The following is a 22,832-nucleotide window of genomic DNA, read 5'->3' as shown; positions in this document are numbered from 1 at the left end:
TTCCTATAAATCCATGTTGATGGAAATAGCTGCCCCTTCTGCTTTGTTGTACCATTCTGGAACAAGGGTTTTAGGTGTTGGGTAATCACGTTTAAATTGATAGTAGCGTGCAATCATTTCTTCAACTTGCTTGTTTCCATATGGAATAGCCCATATAACTGAGAACAACGAAATATGTGCAACATAAAGCTTTTGAAACGTCCAAAATGACTCAGGAACCTCTCCATCAAAATAACCCAGTATTTGTCCGTAAGAAAAGAGCGGAGACGTTTCTCGAGAAAAAGATTGCAGTTTATAAAATTCTTCATACGGATCACCAAAATCCCAACGGTTAAAATCAATCACGCCAATCTCTCTACTAGGTAAATAAATCAAATTACCAACATGAAAATCACCATGTTGGTAACAAACAGGTCGTGTTCGGATATTTTTTAGCTGTTCTTCTATATAAGAAAGAACTGCTTCTTGTCCTTCCAGATAATACTCAGAATCAAGATATCTTTGAAGTTGATTGCATTTCTTATCATAAATCCGTTGCTGAATACCCTGTTGTGAAACCGATTCAGGAACAGGTAACTCATGGATGGTTTTTAAAAGTAGCCCTGCTGATTTTCCAAGAAAAAATTGCTGCTCATTTGATAATTCCGGCAGTTGGCTATTCAAATCTCTCCCTTGCACGTAGCTTAGCAACATATAGCCAAAGGGCGTGTTCGGAATTTCTCCACAAATAATCGGCTGTGAGCTATCTTTTATCACACTAGCAACTTTTTTTATAAATAGAAATTCTTGTTGTTTTGCTGAAATCGCCTGTTTAGAAAATACTCGCAACAGCTGTTCTTCTCCAGTATTTGTGACTACCTTATACTTTTTATCTGATGACCAGCCTTTGTCAATCAAGCGAACCTCTCTCCAACTTGCGTATTCTGGGATATGCTTTAATTCATCCATTGCAATCTCCTTTATAAGGTAAGAATCGTTTCTTGTCTCATTGCCTGTTAATAAGAACGATAAAACGCAACTGCCTCTCCTTTATCACACGAAGAGAATTGACATTTTTCGTAAAAATGACGGACATCAGGTGCATCCTCTGTTAACAACACTTTTTGTCGGACATTCGGATGCATGTCTAATAGCTTTGTCATCAATTCGTATCCTATTCCTCTGTTTTGATAAGCTTCCATCACCAAAATATCTTGAATGTACAGAATCGTCTGCCCATCTCCAACAGCTCTTATTAACCCTACTAGCTGTTCATCAGCCCAAGCCGAAATCACTGTTAAAGAATGTGCGACTGCCGAAAAAAGTCTCTCAGGTTCATTGGTATAGGCGCTCCAGCCCACACTATCATAAAGGGCTATAAGTTGTTTTTTTTCTATCTGTTTTTCTGTTTTGTATGTTATCATTTGTCTTCTCCTTTAAATGTTATCTAAATTTAAAGGACTATTCTCAATTTCACCATTTTCTACCCTCACTTTATAATAATTCCTTCTTTTAGTGTATCGCTAAAGGACAAAATTCACAATGTGTGATTTCCAGTTTCTTTACATTTTCCTACATCTCTACGTATATTTTTTTCCATATACAAGTGATATTCATGAAATAATTTTGCTCTAAACTGTCAAATGCCCTCTATTTCATCAGCTTTGTCTCAATAAGATTTTGTCAATTTTCTTTAAAGCTTCCTGCAAAACTAGCCTCTATTGTGTTGCGAATAGTCGGGAGTTTTACCGATTGAAAACTGCTTTTTCCTATCCATTTCCTGGTCTTCCCATTTTTCAACTCTTCACTCAACACTTGTGTGTATTTCTTCTATCTTTAGTGTAACATGAATTCGCTAACAAAAATGAAAAAATTCAGTCTAATGGCTGATTCTATCCTTTTTATTTTCCTATATAATAAAAAAAAGAGCAAAAGGAGTCGATGTTATGATGAAAAAAGAGTCCATTAAAACAGGGATTAGTTTTGGGTGCGCGTTAGCAATGATTATCTCTTATGTGAAGTGGCAAAGTATCGTTTGGGCAGTCATTCATGGGATGTTCAGTTGGGTGTATGTTATTTATTTTATTATTATGGGCTACTAAACATAAAAAACGTCTATGTTTTATCGTACAGTGTTCCGTGCTGTCTATCAAATAAGACGTTTTTTTAGTTGAATAGATTAAGTATTTGAGTTGAAAATGTCCACTTTATTTTATGTTTAGCTACCACTATAAATGGACTATCTTAAGAAGTGAAGAATCTGAGAATAAGCTGGTATTTTCGGAGTCACTTCCTTTTGACTCTCCCCTACACTCCTGTTATTTTCTTATTTTTTCTGTTACACTATTTTTTAGAAAAGGGGGGCTAACATGAATCGATTTACACAAATTGCCAATGATCCTGTTATTCTATCTGCTTATCAGTCAGTCGCGGAGTTTGAAGAACAAGATAATGGCTGGGCACATCATGATTATCAACATGTCTCAAACGTTGCACAAATGGTGGAGTCTTTATTAAGAAATATGCGTTGTGAGGAATCTTTCATTGAAGAAGCAAAAATTGCTGCGCTTCTACATGATGTTGGAGCCGCACAAGGAAAAGAAGGTCATGCACAAGAAGTGCCCTATTTGCCAAAGCATATTTCGAAAAAAACGAGATTCCTCTTGTTTATAAAAAGGAAATCCTAGAAGCCATTCTCCTACATAGTGCTGGATTCGATACAGAAAATCTAATGACTCTCGTACTTATTTTTAGTGATAAATTAGACATCAAGCACACTCGGGTAGCTAAAGCAGGACGTAACGTTCCGGGGATGCGTCAACTCTGCTTTGTAAACGATATCCAGATTATTTTGGATTCCTCTACCTTGACTATTCGTTTTTTATGCGATAAATCATTAGATCAACTGGAATTAGAAGAATTCTATTTTACAAAAAAAGTGTTTCGAGCCATTAGTTCATTCTCAAAGAAACTAAAATTGACACCTGTCGTCTATTTAAATGACCACTCGTGGCAACCCTATAGCAACTAAAAAAGACTTCTTTCTATTTCAAACAATCACTTGTCTGAAACCAAAGGAGTCTTTTTACTTTTTTAAATTTACTGTTCTTCACTTTTTTTGAAATAAACACATTCGAGTATCGTTTGATCTGTCAGCTCTTGTTTGTACTTGTTAAGTAAGTGGCTGTAATACACTGAATGGATGGAATACCAACGGTCAAATGAGCCATCTCCTTCAGCTATTGCAAACGTCTCATCAATTTTGCTAAAAGTTTGATAGCAAACCGCCGTGACTTCAACCAAACAAATGAGCTCCCCCAAACTATTTTCAATTGCCCATTTATCACCAATAGATGTGGGTACAGACAGTCCCTCATCTTGAAAAAATTTTAATGAGGAAGTGGCAACTTTTACTCCTTGTTCCACAAGACCTGCTAATTCGTCCTGTTCCTTAGAGGTCTCGCCAAATTTTACTTTTTTTCTATTCATTTTCTCCTCCCTTTTATAAAATACTGTTCTTTAAATACTTTTTTCTCCACACCGTATATGTCTCTTAGTCCTCTTCTGATGTAATCGCAAAGGCGCGTGTCGAAAATCCCGGAGCCCCTTTTAGTTTAGGAACTCCTAGTACAATCACAGCACCTGCTGCGGGTAACAATGAAAGATTTTTCAAAACCTCAACCTGATACTTGTCTTGGGATAACCAATAGCACTCGCCAAGCAGTCCTTTGTTTTTCGTGCAGTCAACAGCTGTGTCCGTATCCAACGTTTCGTGGCCAATTGCTAAGACATTTCTTTCTTCATGTAAAAATTTTAAAGCTTCTAATGACCAGCCCGGCGTATGAGCTTGCCCATTTTCGTCAAAATTGTAAAATTCTTGATGATTTTCCCAGCGAGCTGACCAATTACTGGAAAATGCAACAAAACTTTCTGATGGAATTATTCCATACTCTTTTTCAAATGCCAAAATATCCTCTACACTCACTGCATAATCTGTATTTTGTTCTACATCCTTCTCTTTATGTAGAACAAATAAAGGTAACACAAAATCTTTCAACTCAAGTTCTTCTAGCGAACGTCTTCCAGTCGCAAAATGAACCGGTGCATCAATGTGTGTCCCATATTGACTTACGATTTGATATTCTTTTGCTAAGAAACCTTCCTTTTCTACTGAGAAAAGTGTTTTTTCCTTCAGTGGATGAAAAGCAGAGAAATAAGGAATTTCTTCAGAAACCTCATGCGTTAAATCAATCCATTGTTGCTTTTTTAAAAATTCGATACTTTCTCTAATAGTTGTCATCTATTCACTCCTCCTCTGGCCAAATTTCTTTTGCTGTTTCTACTACTAAACGAAGCTTTGCCCATTGATCTTCTTCCAGTACCTTATTTCCTTCATGGGTAGAAGAAAAGCCACACTGTGGACTCAAGCACAATCGTTCTAATGGAACAAATTGAGCCGCTTGTGTCACCCGTTCCTTCAAAACTGATTTTTCCTCTAACTGAGGGGTTTTCGTTGTGACTAACCCTAAAACAATTCGTTGGTCCTTACTATATTTTAATGGTTCAAAGCTACCTGAGCGTTCATCATCAAATTCTAAAAAGAAACCGTCAAACTGTTGAATCGCTAAAAGACGTTCAGCAATCTTTTCATAAGAACCATTGTATAGCCAATGAGATTGGAAGTTTCCTTTACAAAAATGGAATGTAACGGCTAAATCCTCAGGCTTGTTTTCTAAAATAGCTTCTGTAATATCCCCAAATTCCTGAATCAGCTCATCAGGGTCATAGCCATTACTTTTTATAAGCGCTCTAAAACGTTCATCAAACAAACCACCCCAGCTTGTATCATCTAACTGTAAGTAACGACAGCCTGCTTCATAAAACGCATGAATCACTTCTTGATAAGTATGAATTAAATCTTCAACGAATGCTTCTTTTGTTTGATAGACAGGCTGCTCATGATATTGCTTTGACAAAATAAATGAATCCAAATAAATCATGTTTGGACCGGGAATTGTCTGTTTCGCGATGGCTTCGCCTGCATGTTTTTTTGTAAATTTAAAATGTGCTAGAAATGGATGATCTGAAGAAAATGAAAGTTTCCCACTGACATACGTCCCTTGTGCTTGTGTTGTAATGCCAAATGCGGTTGTTTCAAAATCGTAGACGGTGATTCCATTCAATCCTGCGATAAAGTCTAAATGCCACCATCTTCGACGAAATTCCCCATCCGTTACAGCTTTTAAACCTACTTCTTTTTGCTGGCTGATTACTTGAATAATTGATTCATCCTCTACTTTTGTCAACTCTTCTTTAGAAATCTCACCTTTTGCGAATTTTTCTCGTGCTTCTTTCAATTTCTCTGGCCTTAGCAAACTTCCTACTTGATCAAATCGAAATGGAACTTTATTCATATGATTCACTCCTTTTTTATAAAAAAAAGTCCTTAGACGTCTATTCAGACACCTAAGGACATAGTTACATGTGTTACCACCTTACTTTAAAGAGCTCTCACAAGCCCTTCCTTGACAAGTACCCAATCGTTTGGAGACTTGCTGTTGTTTAACGGAACATCCCGTATTCTCCTAATTATTCGAAGAATCCACTCAAAAGCCATTTTCAAACTACCTATTTTCGTCTCTTTTCAGCTACCAAGACTCTCTTTTAGAAAATTGTGCAGTTCTACTTTCTTTCTCACAGTGTTTTAATCATTTTATTAGAATCATCCTACAATTAGATTATCTATTTGTCAAATTTTTTTTCGCATTGTTCCACTTTTCAACAGGTCATTATTTATCGATATCCTGCTTGTTATCGTTACGTTTGACTACCTCTTTTGCTACCTTTTTTTGTTCATCAGAAAATAAATTGACTGTGCCTAAATTTTGTCCGGTTATATCCACTAGACCATTAGCCACTGGACCACCTTTATTCAGACCACCAAGCCCTGTATCTACCATTGTATTCCAGCCCTTTAAAGGGTCTTTCCCCTTTGCACGAAGTCGAACATTTCTCTCTCTAAGCTTTTGTCTTTTTTCTAAACGCCTATTCTTTAACTGATTAGAAAACTCTTCAAACATTCTTATCACTCCTTATCAAAGAAATTGAAATAAATATGTATCACATAAATTATATTACAAAAAGATGAGAAAGTAAATATTTAATGAGATTTTACTGTTAATTACATATAGTTGTGCCACTTTCCAGAAAAAAAAAGAACCTCGCTTTATATTTATAAAAAGCGAAATTCTTCTTATTTCATTTAAAACAATGAAATTTTATTCAACGGCCAGTATCTAAACACTGCTTTTCCATGCATATACTTCTTATCCACTAAACCAAATGAACGACTATCTTTTGAAATGGGACGATTATCACCCAAGACTAAGTATTGTCCTTCTGGAATGGTCACTTCAAAGTCTTGCGTAAATTGTGTTGCCTGACTTGCAATGGCCTGGAAATTCTCATCATAATCATATTCTTTTTGGAGCTTGTCTTCTGCAAACATTTTTTTAAACTCGTCTAGATATTCTTCTTCGTACTCTTTTCCGTTGATGGTAAGTTTCTCATTTTTCATGACAACCGTATCACCTGGTAAACCAATTAGCCGTTTTACAATTAAACGATCAGGATCGTCTGGTTCTGATGTTGTAATAATATCCATACGATCATAACTGGATATTTTAGAGGAAATCAACTTTTGTCCATCTTGTAACGTTGGATCCATCGAATGTCCCTTTACCGTAATCGGAGTAAATACAAAAATCCGTGCTGCGAGAACCAAGATAATTAATAAAAACATCGGTCCCCAATTTTTTAAAAAATTTTTCATAACCAATAAGACGCTCCTTCTTCAATTCGCTCTGCAACAACCTTTTTGACAGAACGCATTTAATATCTTTTTTAGTATATCATCATATAGAACTACAAGGGAAAAAGTTTGATTTAAATTAAAAAAAATTCAAGTTATCTATACATAAATTTAGCAAAAAAAATGACTTATTATGTATAATATCCTTTCTTAGTTAAAAGATAATAGCTCACGGTCTTTATTGAAAAAACCAGTAGAAGCGCGAGAATCAACTGAACGGTGGATACTGAAGGAACACCTGAGACAACTAAAAGTAAAAATAAAATCGCAACAATTCCTTCTGTATACTCATTTGATTTTTTTAGTGCTCGTTCACTAATCTTAATACTGCGTTCATCTTCTTCATTAATGGATGAATCTGTCCATAAAAAGTGAAAGAAGCTTGCTTGTTTCGCTTGCTTATAGTCTATCCATGCTTGCCAAACATAGACAACTAGTAAAATTGCTGTCAAGGCTGAGATGCCAATGATTCCTGTTAAAAAGATTAGCATCCATGCAGGAGTGACCATCTGGCTGATTGTATCAATAGACTTAAGAAAAATAGTAACCATTCCTACACACCAAAATGAACTTAATAAAATGATTGTATCTCGTTTAATTTTTTTCATGGCGGCTCCTCTCTTTTTTAAATAGTTGCTCTACCGTTACACCAAACACGCTTGAAATATCTAGTGCCAGCTCCAAAGACGGCACATAAGAGCCTTTCTCCAAAGAAATAATCGTTTGCCTTGAAACATTAACTCGCTTGGCAAGCTCCTCTTGGGTAAGCTTATGATATTTTCGAAACTCCTTTACTTGATTAACAACAGACACATGAGTCTCCTCCTCAAATATGTAAAACAAACTTTACATTTACTATAGCTATTTATCCTTAAAATGTCAACTTAACTTTACATAAAAACAAAAAACTAGAGGGTGAGATATAACTATTTAAGTTATACTCCACCCTCTAAAATCTTGATAAAGATCTCCACTTCGTTCACATCATCTTCTACACACGAAACATGCTTGCGTCTCTTTTTTTCAAATGACTGAGCTCTTACTAATAGCTGGAAACAAACCGAGCCTCTATCTCAACTACTTCTGACTATTTTGTTTTTTCCGTTGCCTGCCACAGCTCTTTCATCGCAGGAATATTTCCAAGCTCTGTTAAATTGCTTGGCATAATCACTGTATTACTATTACTTTCTACAACATGTTTAAAGGCTTCAATGCCTAGATACGCCAACATTTGTTCATTCAGCGCACTTTCCTCAATCGCTTTATTGATTTCTTTGATTCGAAGTTTCTCTGCATCAGTGATTACTTGAATACGACTTGCTTCAGCTTCGGCATCAATACGTGTACGATCAGCTCTTGCTTCAGCATCAATACGAGTTTGTTTAGCACGAGCAGCTGCATCAATCTCCATCTCAGAGGCTCTTGCTTCTGATTCTAAAATAGTTGATTGTTTTTTCCCTTCAGAAATAGTAATCAATGACTCTTTGTCTCGGCTTGCTGTAATTAATTTGTTCATTGAATTAATAATCTCATCGGAAACAGAGATTTCTCCAATATTAATTCGGTCAATTGACAGTCCATACCCTGCGGTAATATCTTTTACACTCTCGTATAAATTGACGTTGATTTCTTCTGTCCCATTCAACACTTCATTCAAGTCCATTTTTCCAATAATCCCACGTAAGTTTGACTGACAGTCTTGAATCATGGACGTCACTGAATCCTCATTATCATAAACAAATGCACGAACATCGGTCACATGATATTTAATCGCTTCATCAATTTCGACAATTACGTTATCTCTTGTAATCACGCTTTGTGATTCAATTTGTAGCGGTGTCTGCTTTAATGAAACACGCTGTTTCACGTTGTATAACACTGGAATCAAAAAGTGTAGCCCTGGATCTAACGTACGCACGTACTTCCCAAAACTTTCAACAACTTTCACTTGTCCCTGCTCAACAATAACAACCATTTTAATCACTAAGGTTGCCACCACCACTAAAATCAACAAAATAAGAATCGTACTAAAAATTGCCAATATAATTCACATCACTTTCAAATAAATAATTATTTACACGAACAAGTAATTCTTTACTGGTAAAGTCAAATACTTCCAGCATCGCACCCTCGCTCGGTATTCCCTCAACAACTTTGTAATCATACCAGCTGCCCAAAATACGAATGGACCCTGAGTATCCTTCACTTTTACTTCGGAAACATTTTCCAACTGTTTTTATCATTTGATAATCTGCCATAACAAACTCTCCACTTCTTTTTCTACCTACTAGTATACCCTTAGTTTTGAAAAAATACAGAACATTCTTGAAAAGAGTAAAACAAAAAAATTGCTGGAGACAAAAATGCCTGTTCTTCAGCAATTAAACTCATTTGTAGGTTTTTTAATAAGTATAGATTTGCGCCTTCGATTCTATCAAGAATGCGCTTTGATATAATCTAAAATCTGTCTTGAATCGGTGGATTTATCCAGCACTGAGAAAAATTCCTTCTTATCAATGAGCTGAACAAGCTTGGAAATCGCATTAATATGCTTTGTATTATCTATAGCCGAAAGCGTAAAAATATACTTTACTGGATTTGTTTCCGCTCCCTCAAATGAAATAGGCTTTTTTAGTGTTGTAATGCCCAAGCCAAGCTTTAATGCACCATCACTTGGTCGTGCATGAGGTAGCGCAACATGTTTTGTAATTAACATATAGGCTCCTTCTCTTTTTACCGTTTGAATAATTTTATCTACATATTCTCTCAAAATTATTCCTTTATTGACCATTGGTGCTGCTGCCATATAAATTGCTTCTTCCCAATTTTGAACATGCAGCTTAAGCTGTATGCAGTCAACATCAATCGTTTCCCAAAGACTCGGTCCTTCTTCTGTTACCTGTCTAACAGAAGCGTCAGACTCTATCAGATAGCTGTATAACTCTTTTTCCAATGCAAACGAATCTTGAATTTCAGCGTGTTTTTCAACAATAGAAAGAATCCCTGGTACGCTTGGTAATCGGAAAGTTAATGACCCAACTTCTGTATAAACATCCCTAATAAGGTCATACTTCTCCTCTGTATTCATTATAGGACTAACGACATAGACTGGTCTTTTTAAAGCAAATAACCGAACATTTGGAACCGTTGTGAAAATAACATCGTAACTGGATGCCATATTGGCTACTGCATTCGTTTCAACTGGACCAATAAAAATGAACTCGGGAAATGTCGCCTTTAATTCTGTATAAACAATCGAAGAACTGCCAATCCCGTTTGGACAAACAATCAATGCCACTTTTTGTTTCACCGAAACCTCATCATATTCACTAATCATAGCAGCAAAATGGATGGTCAAAAAAGCAATTTCCTCCTCAGGAATTGTGTATTCAAACAATGCTGTAATGGGCTTTAATGTCTCGTTAACAATCTCATAAAGGTCTTTGTATTCCATTTTTATTTTCACTGATAGAGGATTAACAATAGGCAGTTTAAAAAATAGCCTGTAATAAGTTGGGCGAAAATGATTAAACAATCGTTGAATAACAATTTCTCTATTTTTAAATCGTATTCCCGACAAAATTTCAAAGCGATGGGTGATCCGCTCGACTAATTCTAAAATAATCGAATGATCTTTTGTTTCTTTTTCAGGATTTCCGACAGAAATTCCGAGTATCCATGCACAAATATAGTGTGCTGCATATTTATTGTTAACAGAAAACTCATCTAACAACGCTGTTGCAAAAAAGTATTCATCCATTTCAAGAAACATTGAAAAGTTATATTTTTCATAGAATTCTTCAATTTCTCTATCTAATCGAGGAACGAGTAAAAGAAAGGTTGCCATAAATTCTGCTTTTCTATTTTCAACTAATCGAATATTATATTTTTCCATCTGCTCATCTAAAAAATGTTCAAATTTATCTAGTAAGCGCACTTGATTTTCTAAAAAGAAATGATCATACAAAATCCGATTGGTATTTGTCGAAAAATCAATAATAATCATCCGCATCAAATGATAGCGAATATTCATCTCATCCCCAATCAGCGAATAACCATCTTTTCGTGTATACCTGATCGTTATGCCCTCAGTAAAAAGCTCCGCTTCAAGTTTTCTTAAGTCACTAGAAAAAGTTGTTTTTCCTATTTTCAGCTCGGACAAAAAGTGTTGTTGAGATAAGTAATTGTCTGAATAATAAAATAGCATAAAGAAAATATACTTTTTTCGTTCCTCACTGCTAAAAATATAGTCTTCTGTAAATTCATTAGAGAGCATAATTGTGATAAAGAACTCCCGACTTTTTTTATCTAAACTAATCATCGAATCATCATACGTAATTATTGGTTGTTTATTTTCTTCTAAAAAAAGATTTAGCTTTTCAATAGAATATTCAAGTTGTCTTCTCGTAATTTGTTTATCTGACATAATTACTGAAGTTTCTACAGTTGATCGCTCAACTAACTTTTCAATTAACATTCGGGAACGCTCATCTAACACCAGGTTCACTCCTTTCTTAAAAATAGGAAGCCGAGACAGAACTGCCTCCACTCACCAGTTCTGTCTCGCTCTCGTTATTTATTTGGTATTTAGTATAGCACGTATCTGTTTTGCATTTTCTGCAATTTCTTCTTTACTGCCTTTTGTTAGAAGGCTGCCTATTCCAATACAGTCCACCCCATTTTCAATCCACTTATACAAATTTTCCAAAGTTGCTCCTCCAGAAGAAAGCACGGGAACATAAGGCATAGGCGTCTTAATCGTCTGTACCAGACTAGGACCATAGTAATTTGAAATGGGGAAGGCTTTCACCATAGATGCTCCGCCCTCTAGTGCCTCCACTATTTCAGTCATAGATGTACAGCCAGGCATATATGGGATTTGATATCTGTTACATAATCTTCCCACTTCCATACTATAAGCAGGTGAAATGATAAATTTTGCACCGGATAAGATTGCTAATCTAGCCGTTTCGCTATCTAAAACGGTTCCTGCACCAATGACTAACTGATTTCCATATTCCTTATCCAATTGATGAATAATATCCCCTGCATTGTTATTTGTATAACTAATTTCGATACAGCTGATTCCCCCAGCTAAACAGCCATCGACGATTTCATAGGCTCTGTCGATTGTCTCCACACGGACAATGGCCATCACCTTTTCTTTAAAAATTCTTGATAATACTTCTATTTTTTTCATTTAAATACTCCTTAACCTATCGTTTCTGTCTTTTCATAAGAAGCAAGCACTTGTTTCACCTTTTCCAATTGCTTCTTATCCTTCAGAGGAAGAACTGGTGCAATAGGAGACCCCACATCAATACCGGTATTTGTTATAGCCAACTTTAATACAGAAGGCACTGTGCCAAATTTCAGAACTGCACGGAATGCATCAATACTTTTTTGCACTTTTTCTGCTTGAGCTAAATCTCCTGCTTTCCACAATTGATAAATTAACAAATCTGTCTTAGTCAGCACATTGGACGTTGCTGCTACCGCTCCAGTTGCTCCTATCTTCAGAGCTTCCAATATCAAAGAGTCTGAACCAACTAATACTGAAAAGTTTTCTTTAGCTGTTTCATCAATATAGCTTCTTAGATTTTCCAAGTCCCCGCTGCTATCTTTTATTCCGATAATATTCGGAAGTTTAGAAAGTCTGCTGACTAAATATGGCGAAAGGGCATTTCCTGTATTTTTTGGTATATTGTACAAAATGACCGGCACAGAGGATGCATCAGCTATTTTTTTGTAGTGCTGATACAGTTCCTCTTCTGTTAACGCCAAGAGATAAGGTGTAATCACAGATACTGCATCTACCCCTATTTCAGAGGCTGATTTTGTCATCTGTATGACTTCCTCCGTGCAATTTCCACCTGTTCCTGCGTAGACAGGAACTCTTTTATTCGTATACTCAACGACTATTTTCATGAATTCTTTCTTTTGCTGTTTTGACAAGCGATGAAATTCTCCATTCGTTCCTAAAATAAATAATCCGTGGATGCCATTTTCAATGAGGCGATCAATCAGCTGACACGTAGCTGTCTGATTGATTTTTCCAGATTCATCAACTGGTGTGACCATGGCTGTAATTATTCCTTCCAACATTACTTCTCCTCCTTTCCAAGCTTTTTTATTGATGCGCCCAAAGCCCCGCCTGGATGCCACTCATAGTACTTTTGTAAATCTAATTGATTCGTTTCCTGCAGAAGAATAGATAAGCTTTGCAGGACAATCGCCTCTGCTAAAATTGAGTTTCGCGGGGGTTTATTTAGTACATCGCCCTCTTCTTTCACACCTGCAAATAAAAAGATATCCGTATTTTTTGAAAGCCAGGAAGCTTCATTTCCAGACACTCCTATGAGGTGTGCCCCATTGTTCTTTAACGTAAGGATTGTTTTTTTCAACTCTTCTGTTTCTCCACTATTTGAAATAGCAATCACAACATCGCCAGAAGCGACCTGTCCTGAGGAACCATGGACCGCCTCTGTCCCATCTAAAAAGTAAGTAGGGGTTCCAATTGAAGAAAATAACGAAGCCACATAGGTAGCAATATGACCTGGTTTGCCAATACCCGTTACGTGAACCCGACCATTGTTGCTTACTACTTTTTCTATTAAATCTGCTGCTAAAAGCAAACTTTTTTCGTTTAGATTATTTATGACAGACGTTAGTTCTTTTTTTGTCACGCTTAGATACTTTATCAAACTCTCATTACTCATCAACGACACCTCTCACAAACAGAAATTTTTCAATTAAAATTGGAAGAACCCAAGAAGTTTATTTAATAGAATTCCGACTACATTGTAATCAATATTTGGGAATGTTGATCCTTCTATCCCCATACTGCCATAGACTGGATAAAGAATAATTGGTAAAAAGGCAAGTAGTAGCCCGACTACGAAAGAACCTGCTACTGCTCCACGCCATCCACCAGTCGAGTTACCAAATACCCCCGCAGTCCCTCCTGAAAAGAAGCAAATATGTGCCGCCGGAATAATCACCACTGGAAATTTAAAGAAAACCATAACACCGACGCCAAGTAATCCCGCTGCATACGCTGAGATAAATCCAACAATAACAGCCGTAGGGGCATAAGGGAAAACAGTTGGAACATCTAAAGCAGGACGTGAATTCGGAATAAACTTCTCAGAAATAGAAACAAATGCTGCAGTGATTTCTGAAAGAAACATTCTTACACCTGTCATTAAAATAGACATCCCTGCAGTAAAGGTAAACGCTTGCACGAATGGAAAAACTAACCAATGCTGTGTTCCTGCTAATTCTTGTGTTACTTCCGGCCCAGCTTTAATCGCTGAAATATAGAATAAAGCCAGCATAACGACTGCCACACCCATCAGAAAATCTCTAAAAAATGAAAGCCACTTTGGAAAATTTATATGCTCTGTCGTCTTTTCTTTGTGTTTGCTGAACAGTTTTCCAATATAACCAGAAAGTGCGTAGCCAATCATATTGAAATGTCCGATAGCCGTTGAATCGCTGCCTGTAATCTTACGCATAAATGGTTGGCATAGCTGTGGTAACGCAGCTGAGAAAAATCCTAAAAGCGTTCCGCCAAGTAAAATTGCCCCAATATCAGAAAATCCCTGTGATTTAATAATTAACGATAGAACACAGGCAAAGAACAAACTATGACCCGTTGTAAAGAAGATATTTTTAAACGGTGTAATTCTAGCAATCACTAAATTCATAATAAATCCTAGAATAAGTGTACTAGAAGTAACTAATGCATATTGTGTTTGCGCTAAGGCTGTCGCTGCTTCTGGCGAGGCAACAACCCCAACAATATGAAAACCTGTTTGAAACAGTTTATTAAAATTTTGCAGTGCCCCCGTCATAATGGTTCCACCGGCACTAAAGACTAAAAAGCCGATGATTGTTTTAAATGTACCCGTTAAAATTTCCGTTCCTGTCTTTTTTTGCGCTAATAATCCTATAAATGCAACAACCCCTAAAAGTACAGCTGGTGTACTTAAAAAACTTATAATGAACTCCATTTCGTTCACTCCTATCCCTTATTATTTAAAAATCGCTCTAATTTATCCTTTATTTCCACTTTGTCTACAATATTGGTAATTCCAATAATTTCTTGTGGTAATTTTTTTTGCTGAAGCTCTTCTGCAACATCTGTTAAAGTAATAATTAAATCTCCTGAAAATCCAGGAACACCATCTAAAGAAGAGTGCTCCACTTCTATTGGGTACCCCTGTTCTCTCACAACCTCACTTACTTTGATTTTCAACATCAAACTTGAACCGACTCCTGCTCTACATGCAACTAATGCTTTATGCATATTACTCATTCCCTTCTTCTTTTTTTATATAATTGATAATTTCTTCTTTTGTTGTCGCGTTATCTAGCATTGTTAAAAATTTATCATCGCTCAAAAAGGCTACCAGTTCAGATAAAGCTTTTAAATGTTTTTCTCCATCTGCAGCACTTAATGAAAATAAATACCTTACAGGATCATTGGTCTCGTGTCCTGATTCAACAGGCACTTTTAATGTAGTAATCCCCATTGCTGTAGCTAGTGCCCCATATTCTGTTGGTGCATGCGGTAAAGCTACATGCTTCGTAATAACAATATAGGGTCCCGTTTCTTTATAGATTTCCATCACTTTTTTGACATATTCTTGTGTAACTGCTCCTCCCTTCAATAATGGACTCATCGCAAGCTCAATTGCTTCTTCAAATGAATGGACCTCTTGTTTCAACTGAATGTATTCTGGTTTAACGATTGTACTGAGCAATCAAGTTCACCTCCCAAGTTGTTTTCTTTACATTTTGACTATAATGTAGCTATTCTTCGTTCGCAATCTTATTTAAAGCCTACTTTTGTGGGCAGAGAGAACAAAAAGAAACCGGAATTATCCGATTTCTTTTGGAGGTTGATTATTTTTATGAATCGCTGGGCTATTTTCTGCTATTTCCCCCTAGTCTGTTCACATTTTGTTTTTAGCTGGAACAGATAGTGAAACAATCGATTTTCACTTACCGATAAAAAAAAGCCGGTGACACCCACTTATGTCCTCCAGCAATTAGAAATTTTTCTTCTATAACATCGTCAATAAAAATATTGCTAACAAACCAGTTAAAACAGAAAGAGCCATTGAGCGTGTCTTATAGGCAACTCCTGCAACTAACAGCATGGCAACTATTTTTATATTCCACGCTAAATCTAAATGTTCGTGGGTAATGAATACATCCTTAAAGGATAATGCCGCAAATAAAGCTACCGGTACATATTTCATCCACTCACTAAACCATGTAGGAACTTTTCTCTTTGTAAAATAAAGCAAGGGAATTACACGTGGAATATACGATACTGCAAATAAACCTAATATCATCAAAAACAAGTTTAGATTAGTCATTATTATTTGTCTCCTGTTCACTGAATGGGAAAAGTGGCGGATTCAGCTCATTCTCCACTTTTTTCTTATCCTCTGCCTGCTTTTTAAACAGACGCTCGGCCACATACCCGCAAAGTGAAGCTAGGACAGTTGCCACAATAAGTCCAAATGTATTTTGAAACGCTAACATGAAAATGACTGAAAGTACACCCGATAACAGTCCCGTAAAAATAAGTGTGGCATCCTTCATTTGCATAACAAACATAAAGATAAACATAGCCGTCAAAGCAAAATGAACCATATCTGCATCCAATGTAATCATTGAGCCTAGCAGTGTGCCGACAACATTACTCAACAACCACGACAACAATGAAAACCAGTTGACATAGAGTGCTTTTTTTGAATTCCATGTAGGGTCTGTGGAATATTTTAAATAATTTACCGCATAGTTTTCATCATTTAATGACTGAGAAAACAGAGCGATGAATCGTTTTTTTTCTTTTTTCATAAACATAGACATACTTGAACTTAATAGCATATAGCGTAGCTCAAGGAAAAATGTCATTAAAATTGTCGAATAAATGGGTGCCTGAATACTTAACATGGATGCAACTAAAAATTGAGCGCCTCCAGAAAAGACAATAATCGAAAGAAATGCTGTTAAATAAACGTTAAATCCAACCTGCTGTAGCAAAACACCACATGCTAATCCGACAGGAATATAGCTTAAGCACAGTGGCATCACGGCATGTAAAGCTTCACGCCATGCTACGGTTTTATCTCTACTCATGTAAATGACTCCTTTTAATTTAAAAACAAATAGACAGCGTACACATTTTAACATATCTATGGAAAAAATGTAGTATTTTTCAATGGATTTTTCGTTAGAATTTTCACAACAATACAAAGCATCGATAGAAAAACTTACTCAGCAAAGCATTATAACAGGAGAAAGATGCTCATGTTACAATAAAAAAAAACAATTATTTTTGTTCGCTTTTCTAGTTTTTATTTGTTTTATCTGTAAAGAGGGGGAAATTTTGAAGCTTGATGCTTATGAAAAGCAGTTATTAGAGATTATTAATGAACTCATCAGCTATTTAATAAAAATGGGCGCCAACAATCAAGACGCTCAGGATATTGCACAGGATACAATTATAAAAATTTTAGAAATTGAAGCCATTCTTCCCGCTAAAATGATTCGTCCTTGGATATTTCGCGTGGGAATCAATCTTTATTTCAATCTGTTCAATCGAAAGAAAAAATATCAGGAAATCCTTAACTTACATATGTTACCTACTCACTTTGTGACGAAAGAAACCGATTACGAACCTCTCTACCATGCTTTAAACCAGCTCGATCAAAAATCAGCGAATCTTCTACTTATGAAATATGAACAAAATCTTCGAATTGAAGAAATGGCATTTGTTTTAAAACGACCAAAAGAGAGTTTGAAAACAGAGCTCTACCGTGCAAGAAAAAAATTACAAACCATTATGGAGGAGAATGACAAATGAATTTTGATGACAAACAATTTGAACAACTAGTGAAGAAATCCCGAAGGAAACGATTAATAAACACACTCCTTGGTTCTACTTTTTCTATCATATTTCTTGCGGTCATTCTTTTAGGCGGCTATCTATTCTATTGGAATCTAGGACCATTCCAAGGAGAAAAAGTTGCGGGGGTGCCTGACGGTCAAATTCGTTCGTTTACTGAAAATGAGAACGGACACCTCGCTTCTCTTCTTTTAGATTACTACGGAAGCTATGGGTTTAATGTAAAAGGAAAAAAAATTACTGTTTATGCGGACTATTATGAGAAAGACAAACGAATTTCACATGAGGAGGTCGCTGGAATCGAAAATGAAGAGGTTGGCATGATTTCTGAGACACTTACTTGGGGGATCCTTAGTTCAAATGACCAAACCAAAGAGGTAAGAATTCAATTTACAAATACTTCTGGTCAATCAAAATCGGGTTTCAACTTTTCTACTTTCGGAGAAAATGCAGCCTCTGATTTTGCATTTTCGAGCTTCAATCTTATAGGCAACGGAACACTTCTTCCTAACAAGCGATATATTCTACAGTATTGGACAACAGGAGGACGTGGGTATTCTTCTGAAGCGATAGTTGCTGCTGATAAAGAGACACTAATAGAATCTGGCAAAACAGTTATTCTATATTTCGAAGTTAGCTAATCGCCATTTTTAAGAATCTGATCTTTTCTTTGGAATGGCTCAGATTCTTTTTTTGTAAAAAAAGCTAGTAAGTCCGCCCACATTTGTCTCCTCACTCTATAGCTGTTACTTCAATGTTTACTATTAGTAAAGGTTATTCTTTTGTTGACTTCCTATATCGATTGCTTCAAACTGATGATGCATAACTATTTCTTTGAAGGGAGTCCTTTTATGTATTATCCTCTACAGATTCCTTATCTACTTGATTCTAAATTTTCACAAGATGTTATTTATAAAGAATACATCCCACAAAATCAATCGTTTATTCTTTGTTATTGGTCTATGGATTCTATTCACTCTCTTTCTCGCAGTGTCAATAACATTGTTGTGACTGATGGCTGTATTGATTTAGTAGTCGACTTCACTAACCAAGAAATTGGCTTTTCAGGAATGAGTGAGACGGTCTTTGATTTTCCATTCGATGTACCTTCTTTCTCTTTTGGTGCGCGTCTTATGCCTGGTGCATTTCATCAATTAACCGGCCTACCTGCCACAGCAGCTATGGATCAATTTCTCCCCTTGCAAGAAGTCTGGCAAGAATTTGACCACACACACTTTTTTTCTTTAGATGTTGAACTGGCTAAAACATTCTTTCGAGATTTCTTAGAAGTAAAAACCCTGGGCCTTGCACCTTCTTCTTATACTACTCTCTTTTCTAAACTATCCATTCAGCTACCTGCTACGGCGCAGGAGCTCTACCGTACTCTTTTTCTAAGCGCTAGACAATGTCAGCGGAACTTTTTAAAACATTATGGCTTATCACCAAAAAAAGTGCTTAGTATCATTCGATTCCAATCGTGCTTACTTTTTTTAACGACACAAGGAGATAAAAGAAACGTTTCTGCGTTTCAGCACTACTATGACCAACCTCATTTTATCAACGACTTCAAAAAACATATTGGGCTAACTCCCACTGAATTACTTGCGATGTATGAAAAATGACGTATTTTTACAAGACAGCCGATGAAAGTTTCTCTATGATGAATGTAGCGAATACAGAAAGGAATGGATTTTATGAAATTAGATATGGTTGGCATTATTACAGCAGATTTAACAAAAGCCGTTGAGTTTTATCAGCATTTAGGATTTGAAGTACAGGGAGAGTCCTCAGATGATTATTTAGAACTTAATAATGCAGGTGTACGTATTTCTTTAAACTCAAAAAAAATGATTGAAGGAATCTATGGATTTGAACCAAAAGCTGCGGGAGATAAGCTTGAACTTGCTTTTTTATGTGACTCTATCGCTGAGGTAGATCAAACCTGCGAGAAGATGGCAAAATTAGGCTATGAGATTTTCCAACAGCCTTGGGATGCTTTCTGGGGACAACGCTATGCCATTATTAAAGATGTCGATGGAAACCTACTCTCGTTGTTTGCTCCACTGTAATTTTCAACATCATAAGAAAAAAACGTCGCACTCAACTTAGAATGCGACGTTTTTTCACTATTTATTCAATTATATTTTTTATTCTTACGCACGAATTCCTTTAAGTGCCTGTGACCATAACAATAGTTCATCTAACATATCGTTTACACCTGCATCCATATGATCGCCAGGTTTAAAGTCAGAGAAGTTTTCAAAGTCAGTAAATAGGTTAAATGCTGGGTTTGTACGAACATCTGCAACTTTTTGTTCAGCTAATACTAAACGTACTTGTTCAGCTGCACGGATTCCTCCGCCAGAACCATAGCTTACAATCCCTGCTGCTTTATTAAACCATTCTTCACGTGCACTATCCAATGCATTTTTAAGTGAAGCTGCCATTGCGTGATTATATTCTTGAACGATGAAAATGTAACCATCTAATTCGTTGATTTTTTCATTCCAAGCCAAGTTTGGTGTTGCAGTTCCCATAAATGGTAAGTTGTATTCTTTCACATCAACAATTTCAAATTCATGTCCTTCACGTGCTGATGCAACTTTTTTAATGTATTCTCCCACTTGTGGGCTAACGCGTCCTTCTCTTGTGCTTCCTAAGATGATTCCAAATTTCATAATGTAATACTCCTTTAAAATGTGTTTTTTATTAACTTACAAATCATAGTATACACACTTACTTTTCGTAAGTAAAGATTAATGCTTACATTTTGTAAGTTTTTTTAAAATAAGAACCAAAAACGCTTAATCATAAGGTTTTTGGTTCTCTTTCATAGGATAAGACAGACGCTTTTATCTCTGCGGAACAAGCACTTTCACTTCATATGGACTTAGGAGAAGTGTAGTTGACTGTTTTTCTTGAGTCAGTAAATCGATACTCTCCTTCTCATCTATATTTCCCATAACCGACTTATCTATCTAAAAACTTAATTTTACTTCATAGGTCATATCATCTTCAAACCAGGCAGGAAAATTAGTTCCCCAAATGTTGTTGTACAGATTCACATATAGCCCCTCATTTGGTTCTGGTTGATGGTTTGAGAAATCAAGTAGCTTTCGCCCACCAATTGAAAATAACGGTGCATCAATACTTTGGATTTTAATGGTTCTTTGGAAGTCAGAATAGACCATTCCTTCTTCTGTACAGCAATGCATTGCACGATTACCTGCTTGCACGGTATTTAGAAAATCAATCGAGTGATTTAGCTTCATTGCTCGCCACAAACCGGGACTTTCTACTTGAATACTCGTTTCCAGCCAATAGCTTTCTGGCATTCGATTTGCCTGCTTATTCTGCCACTGATAAGATAACTCCAGTGTTCTCTTATTCGTATCCAAACAGTACGTAAGACTATTTTTTTCAGGCAGTCCATATTGTTCAACTGCTTGTTTAGGGTAGCTTAATTCAAATTGAATATAGACACGGTTTTTCTGCTTTTCTTTAGCTATAGACGAATGGACTACATAGGGAACGATTTGTTCATGAGTGATTTGCTTGTAGGCTTCAATGCCCCGCTTACCAAAGTCACCAAGTGCCCATCCCGACGTCTGTTGTGTTAACCGACTATAGTCCTTGAAAAATTGTGCGTAATCTGTATGGTCATATCGCTCATAGCTTAGCTTGCCAAAGCTTTTTTTTGCGCTTAGATACTCTTTTTCTGAAATGCACAGCTTGGTAATTTCTCCAGCTGTTCCAAAAGAAATCTCGATATTTTCAAATTGATAAACTTTTCCAAAAGTAATCAACTCTTGCGACCAATGAATTTCTTCGCTTTGGCGTGAGCGATTGTTAAATTCTTCTTGCAGTGCACGCGGAAGAACCGATAATGCTTCTTTCACATAATCTCTTTGCTCTTTCCATGATTGTTCATAGCGCTGGAAGGAGCGTTTTTTATTCATTTCAGTATCCTCTATATCTGTGCTTATATACGCCATTAAATCTGCAAAATCCATTGTTTTCCGGTTATGATTAAACTGAATGTTATCTTCTGCTCTTGCCTTATGGAAATCCGCTAATAAATAGTTCCGATAATCAGGAAGAAATACATTGCCATTTCCACCCCAAGTATGCTCTGGAACCATCAATAGATAATTGGACATCTCTTGATATTCCTTTGAATCAACTAAAAGCTTACCTTCTTTTACCCACTTGTTCCTGAACTGCAATAATCGTTTAAAATCAGCTATCTTTAACGGGTCTGATGCAATCCCATGTATCCAGCTGTCACCAATTTCTTGGTTAATAATTGGCAATTCATTGACGTAGGGTTGTAAGCTCTGGGCATATGCATCAAGTGTAGAAGCAACAATTTCATAATCAGGATAATTCATTTCTAATTGTTTGAACATCTCTAGTACTTCATCCACACTACCTGGAGGTCCCATATTATCATGTGTATGGGCAAAATAAATACCTGTATCCCACGCTTCATTTAGAAATACTTCTCCATAATCATCTGCATATTGAACGATGACTTCTTTTCCCTCAAATTGCCAACGAAATAATTTAGGAACATCAGGAACTGCTGAACTTGCATTTACACCAATATGCAGATAGCGAATTCCTGCTTGATTCAGCGAAGGGATCATTCCCTGGGTGTGCCCTGGAACATCTGTCATTTTCGCTGCAATTGTTTTCTTTCCATATCGTTTATCCAGCTTATTTGACAAGGATAACCCATAGCAAAGCAGCTCTTCATCCATAAGCTCTGTATGCGTAGTAAATGGAAGACCATGCCAACAAATTGTTCCTTTTTGAATCGCGGTTTCTAACCGTTTTTTATTTATTTCTGAGATTTTTGGAGAGTTCAAGTAATAATCAATTAGCCAAGAACCCGTTGTCCAAACAAATTTTTCTGGAATGGCTTCAGCTAAATCCAACGCTCTTGGAATAAAATCAAATAAATATTGTTCAATTACATTTTTTGCTAAATCCGTAAATCCTATATCCAGATGGGTCTTAAAAACAACATGCAGTTTCTTTTTCATAATATCT

The 22,832-nt window shown here is 36.3% G+C and carries 28 protein-coding genes and 1 other annotated feature; of the genes, 6 read left to right on the top strand and 22 right to left on the bottom strand.

Annotated features, from left to right (window positions below; translation table 11 throughout):
• Positions 1-3: 3 nt before the first annotated feature.
• Positions 4-948, bottom strand: a complete 945-nt coding sequence (locus I589_RS01855; protein ID WP_010769835.1) for a phosphotransferase family protein — start codon at positions 946-948, stop codon at positions 4-6.
• Positions 949-995: 47 nt separating this feature from the next.
• Positions 996-1,403 (bottom strand): GNAT family N-acetyltransferase, encoded by a 408-nt coding sequence (locus I589_RS01850; protein ID WP_010769836.1) that lies wholly within the window; start codon positions 1,401-1,403, stop codon positions 996-998.
• A 522-nt stretch (positions 1,404-1,925) separates the two neighbouring features.
• Between I589_RS01850 and I589_RS18265 the strand changes: the two genes are divergently transcribed.
• Positions 1,926-2,081: a hypothetical protein gene (locus I589_RS18265; RefSeq protein WP_010769837.1), complete on the top strand. Its 156-nt coding sequence runs from the start codon at positions 1,926-1,928 to the stop codon at positions 2,079-2,081.
• A 267-nt stretch (positions 2,082-2,348) separates the two neighbouring features.
• Complete coding sequence (locus I589_RS18565; protein WP_010769838.1) at positions 2,349-2,666, top strand: HD domain-containing protein; 318 nt, start codon at positions 2,349-2,351, stop codon at positions 2,664-2,666.
• 412 nt (positions 2,667-3,078) lie between these two features.
• Here the strand turns inward: I589_RS18565 and I589_RS17710 are convergent, their stop codons facing one another.
• The 18 genes from I589_RS17710 to I589_RS01755 form a co-directional block, all read right to left on the bottom strand.
• Positions 3,079-3,468, bottom strand: coding sequence for an ASCH domain-containing protein (locus I589_RS17710; protein ID WP_010769839.1), 390 nt, complete (start codon positions 3,466-3,468; stop codon positions 3,079-3,081).
• 64 nt (positions 3,469-3,532) lie between these two features.
• A complete protein-coding gene (locus tag I589_RS01835) occupies positions 3,533-4,279 on the bottom strand; it encodes a cyclase family protein (RefSeq protein ID WP_010769840.1) in 747 nt (248 codons plus the stop codon).
• A gap of 4 nt (positions 4,280-4,283) precedes the next feature.
• On the bottom strand, positions 4,284-5,393 hold the full coding sequence (locus tag I589_RS01830; RefSeq protein ID WP_010769841.1) for a 5-methyltetrahydropteroyltriglutamate--homocysteine S-methyltransferase: 1,110 nt from the start codon (positions 5,391-5,393) through the stop codon (positions 4,284-4,286).
• 51 nt (positions 5,394-5,444) lie between these two features.
• Positions 5,445-5,686, bottom strand: a binding site (T-box leader).
• A gap of 82 nt (positions 5,687-5,768) precedes the next feature.
• Positions 5,769-6,059 carry a hypothetical protein gene (locus I589_RS01825; protein ID WP_010769842.1) on the bottom strand — a complete coding sequence of 97 codons (291 nt, stop codon included), beginning with the start codon at positions 6,057-6,059 and terminating at the stop codon, positions 5,769-5,771.
• Between the two features lie 182 nt (positions 6,060-6,241).
• Positions 6,242-6,811, bottom strand: coding sequence for a signal peptidase I (lepB, locus tag I589_RS01820; RefSeq protein ID WP_034684538.1), 570 nt, complete (start codon positions 6,809-6,811; stop codon positions 6,242-6,244).
• Positions 6,812-6,981: 170 nt separating this feature from the next.
• Entirely contained in the window at positions 6,982-7,458 is a 477-nt protein-coding gene (locus I589_RS01815) for a hypothetical protein (protein WP_010769844.1), read from the bottom strand.
• Positions 7,445-7,663, bottom strand: coding sequence for a helix-turn-helix transcriptional regulator (locus tag I589_RS01810; RefSeq protein WP_010769845.1), 219 nt, complete (start codon positions 7,661-7,663; stop codon positions 7,445-7,447). The genes I589_RS01815 and I589_RS01810 overlap by 14 nt, the downstream gene beginning before the upstream one ends.
• 274 nt (positions 7,664-7,937) lie before the next feature.
• Positions 7,938-8,825 (bottom strand): SPFH domain-containing protein, encoded by an 888-nt coding sequence (locus I589_RS01805; RefSeq protein WP_425387025.1) that lies wholly within the window; start codon positions 8,823-8,825, stop codon positions 7,938-7,940.
• A 52-nt stretch (positions 8,826-8,877) separates the two neighbouring features.
• Positions 8,878-9,108, bottom strand: coding sequence for a hypothetical protein (locus I589_RS01800; protein WP_010769847.1), 231 nt, complete (start codon positions 9,106-9,108; stop codon positions 8,878-8,880).
• Positions 9,109-9,284: 176 nt separating this feature from the next.
• The gene (locus tag I589_RS01795; RefSeq protein ID WP_010769848.1) at positions 9,285-11,348 is read right to left on the bottom strand and encodes a BglG family transcription antiterminator; all 2,064 of its coding nucleotides are present in this window, start codon (positions 11,346-11,348) and stop codon (positions 9,285-9,287) included.
• 78 nt (positions 11,349-11,426) lie between these two features.
• A complete protein-coding gene (locus I589_RS01790) occupies positions 11,427-12,050 on the bottom strand; it encodes a beta/alpha barrel domain-containing protein (protein ID WP_010769849.1) in 624 nt (207 codons plus the stop codon).
• Between the two features lie 11 nt (positions 12,051-12,061).
• Positions 12,062-12,955 carry a 4-hydroxy-tetrahydrodipicolinate synthase gene (dapA, locus tag I589_RS01785; RefSeq protein WP_010769850.1) on the bottom strand — a complete coding sequence of 298 codons (894 nt, stop codon included), beginning with the start codon at positions 12,953-12,955 and terminating at the stop codon, positions 12,062-12,064.
• Positions 12,955-13,569 carry an SIS domain-containing protein gene (locus I589_RS01780; RefSeq protein WP_010769851.1) on the bottom strand — a complete coding sequence of 205 codons (615 nt, stop codon included), beginning with the start codon at positions 13,567-13,569 and terminating at the stop codon, positions 12,955-12,957. The genes dapA and I589_RS01780 overlap by 1 nt, the downstream gene beginning before the upstream one ends.
• A gap of 33 nt (positions 13,570-13,602) precedes the next feature.
• Positions 13,603-14,865, bottom strand: a complete 1,263-nt coding sequence (gene ulaA / locus I589_RS01775) for a PTS ascorbate transporter subunit IIC (protein ID WP_010769852.1) — start codon at positions 14,863-14,865, stop codon at positions 13,603-13,605.
• A gap of 11 nt (positions 14,866-14,876) precedes the next feature.
• On the bottom strand, positions 14,877-15,161 hold the full coding sequence (locus tag I589_RS01770) for a PTS sugar transporter subunit IIB (RefSeq protein ID WP_010769853.1): 285 nt from the start codon (positions 15,159-15,161) through the stop codon (positions 14,877-14,879).
• A 1-nt stretch (position 15,162) separates the two neighbouring features.
• Positions 15,163-15,618, bottom strand: a complete 456-nt coding sequence (locus I589_RS01765) for a PTS sugar transporter subunit IIA (RefSeq protein ID WP_010769854.1) — start codon at positions 15,616-15,618, stop codon at positions 15,163-15,165.
• Between the two features lie 303 nt (positions 15,619-15,921).
• Positions 15,922-16,239, bottom strand: coding sequence for an AzlD domain-containing protein (locus I589_RS01760; protein ID WP_010769855.1), 318 nt, complete (start codon positions 16,237-16,239; stop codon positions 15,922-15,924).
• Positions 16,232-17,008, bottom strand: coding sequence for an AzlC family ABC transporter permease (locus I589_RS01755; protein WP_010769856.1), 777 nt, complete (start codon positions 17,006-17,008; stop codon positions 16,232-16,234). The genes I589_RS01760 and I589_RS01755 overlap by 8 nt, the downstream gene beginning before the upstream one ends.
• Positions 17,009-17,258: 250 nt before the next feature.
• On the opposite strand from I589_RS01755, the gene I589_RS01750 reads away from it, so the two are divergent.
• The 4 genes from I589_RS01750 to I589_RS01735 all read left to right on the top strand — a co-directional run bounded on the left by I589_RS01750 (position 17,259) and on the right by I589_RS01735 (position 19,846).
• The gene (locus I589_RS01750) at positions 17,259-17,735 is read left to right on the top strand and encodes an RNA polymerase sigma factor (RefSeq protein ID WP_010769857.1); all 477 of its coding nucleotides are present in this window, start codon (positions 17,259-17,261) and stop codon (positions 17,733-17,735) included.
• Complete coding sequence (locus tag I589_RS17705) at positions 17,732-18,418, top strand: hypothetical protein (protein ID WP_010769858.1); 687 nt, start codon at positions 17,732-17,734, stop codon at positions 18,416-18,418. Before I589_RS01750 ends, I589_RS17705 begins: the two co-directional genes overlap by 4 nt.
• Before the next feature lie 210 nt (positions 18,419-18,628).
• The gene (locus I589_RS01740; RefSeq protein WP_010769859.1) at positions 18,629-19,399 is read left to right on the top strand and encodes a helix-turn-helix domain-containing protein; all 771 of its coding nucleotides are present in this window, start codon (positions 18,629-18,631) and stop codon (positions 19,397-19,399) included.
• Positions 19,400-19,471: 72 nt separating this feature from the next.
• Positions 19,472-19,846, top strand: coding sequence for a VOC family protein (locus tag I589_RS01735; protein WP_010769860.1), 375 nt, complete (start codon positions 19,472-19,474; stop codon positions 19,844-19,846).
• 84 nt (positions 19,847-19,930) lie between these two features.
• Here the strand turns inward: I589_RS01735 and I589_RS01730 are convergent, their stop codons facing one another.
• Both I589_RS01730 and I589_RS01725 read right to left on the bottom strand, forming a co-directional pair.
• Positions 19,931-20,455 carry an NADPH-dependent FMN reductase gene (locus tag I589_RS01730; protein WP_010769861.1) on the bottom strand — a complete coding sequence of 175 codons (525 nt, stop codon included), beginning with the start codon at positions 20,453-20,455 and terminating at the stop codon, positions 19,931-19,933.
• A gap of 300 nt (positions 20,456-20,755) precedes the next feature.
• On the bottom strand, positions 20,756-22,825 hold the full coding sequence (locus tag I589_RS01725; protein ID WP_010769862.1) for a DUF5054 domain-containing protein: 2,070 nt from the start codon (positions 22,823-22,825) through the stop codon (positions 20,756-20,758).
• Between the last annotated feature and the right edge of the window lie 7 nt (positions 22,826-22,832).

Origin of the sequence: Enterococcus phoeniculicola ATCC BAA-412, assembly GCF_000407505.1 — a bacterium.
In the GTDB taxonomy this organism is placed as follows: Bacteria; Bacillota; Bacilli; order Lactobacillales; family Enterococcaceae; genus Enterococcus_K; species Enterococcus_K phoeniculicola.
Note: the sequence above shows the minus strand (reverse complement) of the source record. Positions and strands in the feature narration are given on the sequence as shown.

What these genes read in the sequence shown, in the direction of transcription:
- I589_RS01855 (WP_010769835.1), bottom strand. Translation starts at nt 948, where the DNA reads ATGGATGAATTAAAGCATATCCCAGAATACGCAAGTTGGAGAGAGGTT.
- I589_RS01850 (WP_010769836.1), bottom strand. Translation starts at nt 1,403, where the DNA reads ATGATAACATACAAAACAGAAAAACAGATAGAAAAAAAACAACTTATA.
- I589_RS18265 (WP_010769837.1), top strand. Translation starts at nt 1,926, where the DNA reads ATGATGAAAAAAGAGTCCATTAAAACAGGGATTAGTTTTGGGTGCGCG.
- I589_RS18565 (WP_010769838.1), top strand. Translation starts at nt 2,349, where the DNA reads ATGAATCGATTTACACAAATTGCCAATGATCCTGTTATTCTATCTGCT.
- I589_RS17710 (WP_010769839.1), bottom strand. Translation starts at nt 3,468, where the DNA reads ATGAATAGAAAAAAAGTAAAATTTGGCGAGACCTCTAAGGAACAGGAC.
- I589_RS01835 (WP_010769840.1), bottom strand. Translation starts at nt 4,279, where the DNA reads ATGACAACTATTAGAGAAAGTATCGAATTTTTAAAAAAGCAACAATGG.
- I589_RS01830 (WP_010769841.1), bottom strand. Translation starts at nt 5,393, where the DNA reads ATGAATAAAGTTCCATTTCGATTTGATCAAGTAGGAAGTTTGCTAAGG.
- I589_RS01825 (WP_010769842.1), bottom strand. Translation starts at nt 6,059, where the DNA reads ATGTTTGAAGAGTTTTCTAATCAGTTAAAGAATAGGCGTTTAGAAAAA.
- lepB (WP_034684538.1), bottom strand. Translation starts at nt 6,811, where the DNA reads ATGAAAAATTTTTTAAAAAATTGGGGACCGATGTTTTTATTAATTATC.
- I589_RS01815 (WP_010769844.1), bottom strand. Translation starts at nt 7,458, where the DNA reads ATGAAAAAAATTAAACGAGATACAATCATTTTATTAAGTTCATTTTGG.
- I589_RS01805 (WP_425387025.1), bottom strand. Translation starts at nt 8,825, where the DNA reads ATGGTTGTTATTGTTGAGCAGGGACAAGTGAAAGTTGTTGAAAGTTTT.
- I589_RS01800 (WP_010769847.1), bottom strand. Translation starts at nt 9,108, where the DNA reads ATGGCAGATTATCAAATGATAAAAACAGTTGGAAAATGTTTCCGAAGT.
- I589_RS01790 (WP_010769849.1), bottom strand. Translation starts at nt 12,050, where the DNA reads ATGAAAAAAATAGAAGTATTATCAAGAATTTTTAAAGAAAAGGTGATG.
- dapA (WP_010769850.1), bottom strand. Translation starts at nt 12,955, where the DNA reads ATGTTGGAAGGAATAATTACAGCCATGGTCACACCAGTTGATGAATCT.
- I589_RS01780 (WP_010769851.1), bottom strand. Translation starts at nt 13,569, where the DNA reads ATGAGTAATGAGAGTTTGATAAAGTATCTAAGCGTGACAAAAAAAGAA.
- ulaA (WP_010769852.1), bottom strand. Translation starts at nt 14,865, where the DNA reads ATGGAGTTCATTATAAGTTTTTTAAGTACACCAGCTGTACTTTTAGGG.
- I589_RS01770 (WP_010769853.1), bottom strand. Translation starts at nt 15,161, where the DNA reads ATGCATAAAGCATTAGTTGCATGTAGAGCAGGAGTCGGTTCAAGTTTG.
- I589_RS01760 (WP_010769855.1), bottom strand. Translation starts at nt 16,239, where the DNA reads ATGACTAATCTAAACTTGTTTTTGATGATATTAGGTTTATTTGCAGTA.
- I589_RS01755 (WP_010769856.1), bottom strand. Translation starts at nt 17,008, where the DNA reads ATGAGTAGAGATAAAACCGTAGCATGGCGTGAAGCTTTACATGCCGTG.
- I589_RS17705 (WP_010769858.1), top strand. Translation starts at nt 17,732, where the DNA reads ATGAATTTTGATGACAAACAATTTGAACAACTAGTGAAGAAATCCCGA.
- I589_RS01740 (WP_010769859.1), top strand. Translation starts at nt 18,629, where the DNA reads ATGTATTATCCTCTACAGATTCCTTATCTACTTGATTCTAAATTTTCA.
- I589_RS01735 (WP_010769860.1), top strand. Translation starts at nt 19,472, where the DNA reads ATGAAATTAGATATGGTTGGCATTATTACAGCAGATTTAACAAAAGCC.
- I589_RS01730 (WP_010769861.1), bottom strand. Translation starts at nt 20,455, where the DNA reads ATGAAATTTGGAATCATCTTAGGAAGCACAAGAGAAGGACGCGTTAGC.
- I589_RS01725 (WP_010769862.1), bottom strand. Translation starts at nt 22,825, where the DNA reads ATGAAAAAGAAACTGCATGTTGTTTTTAAGACCCATCTGGATATAGGA.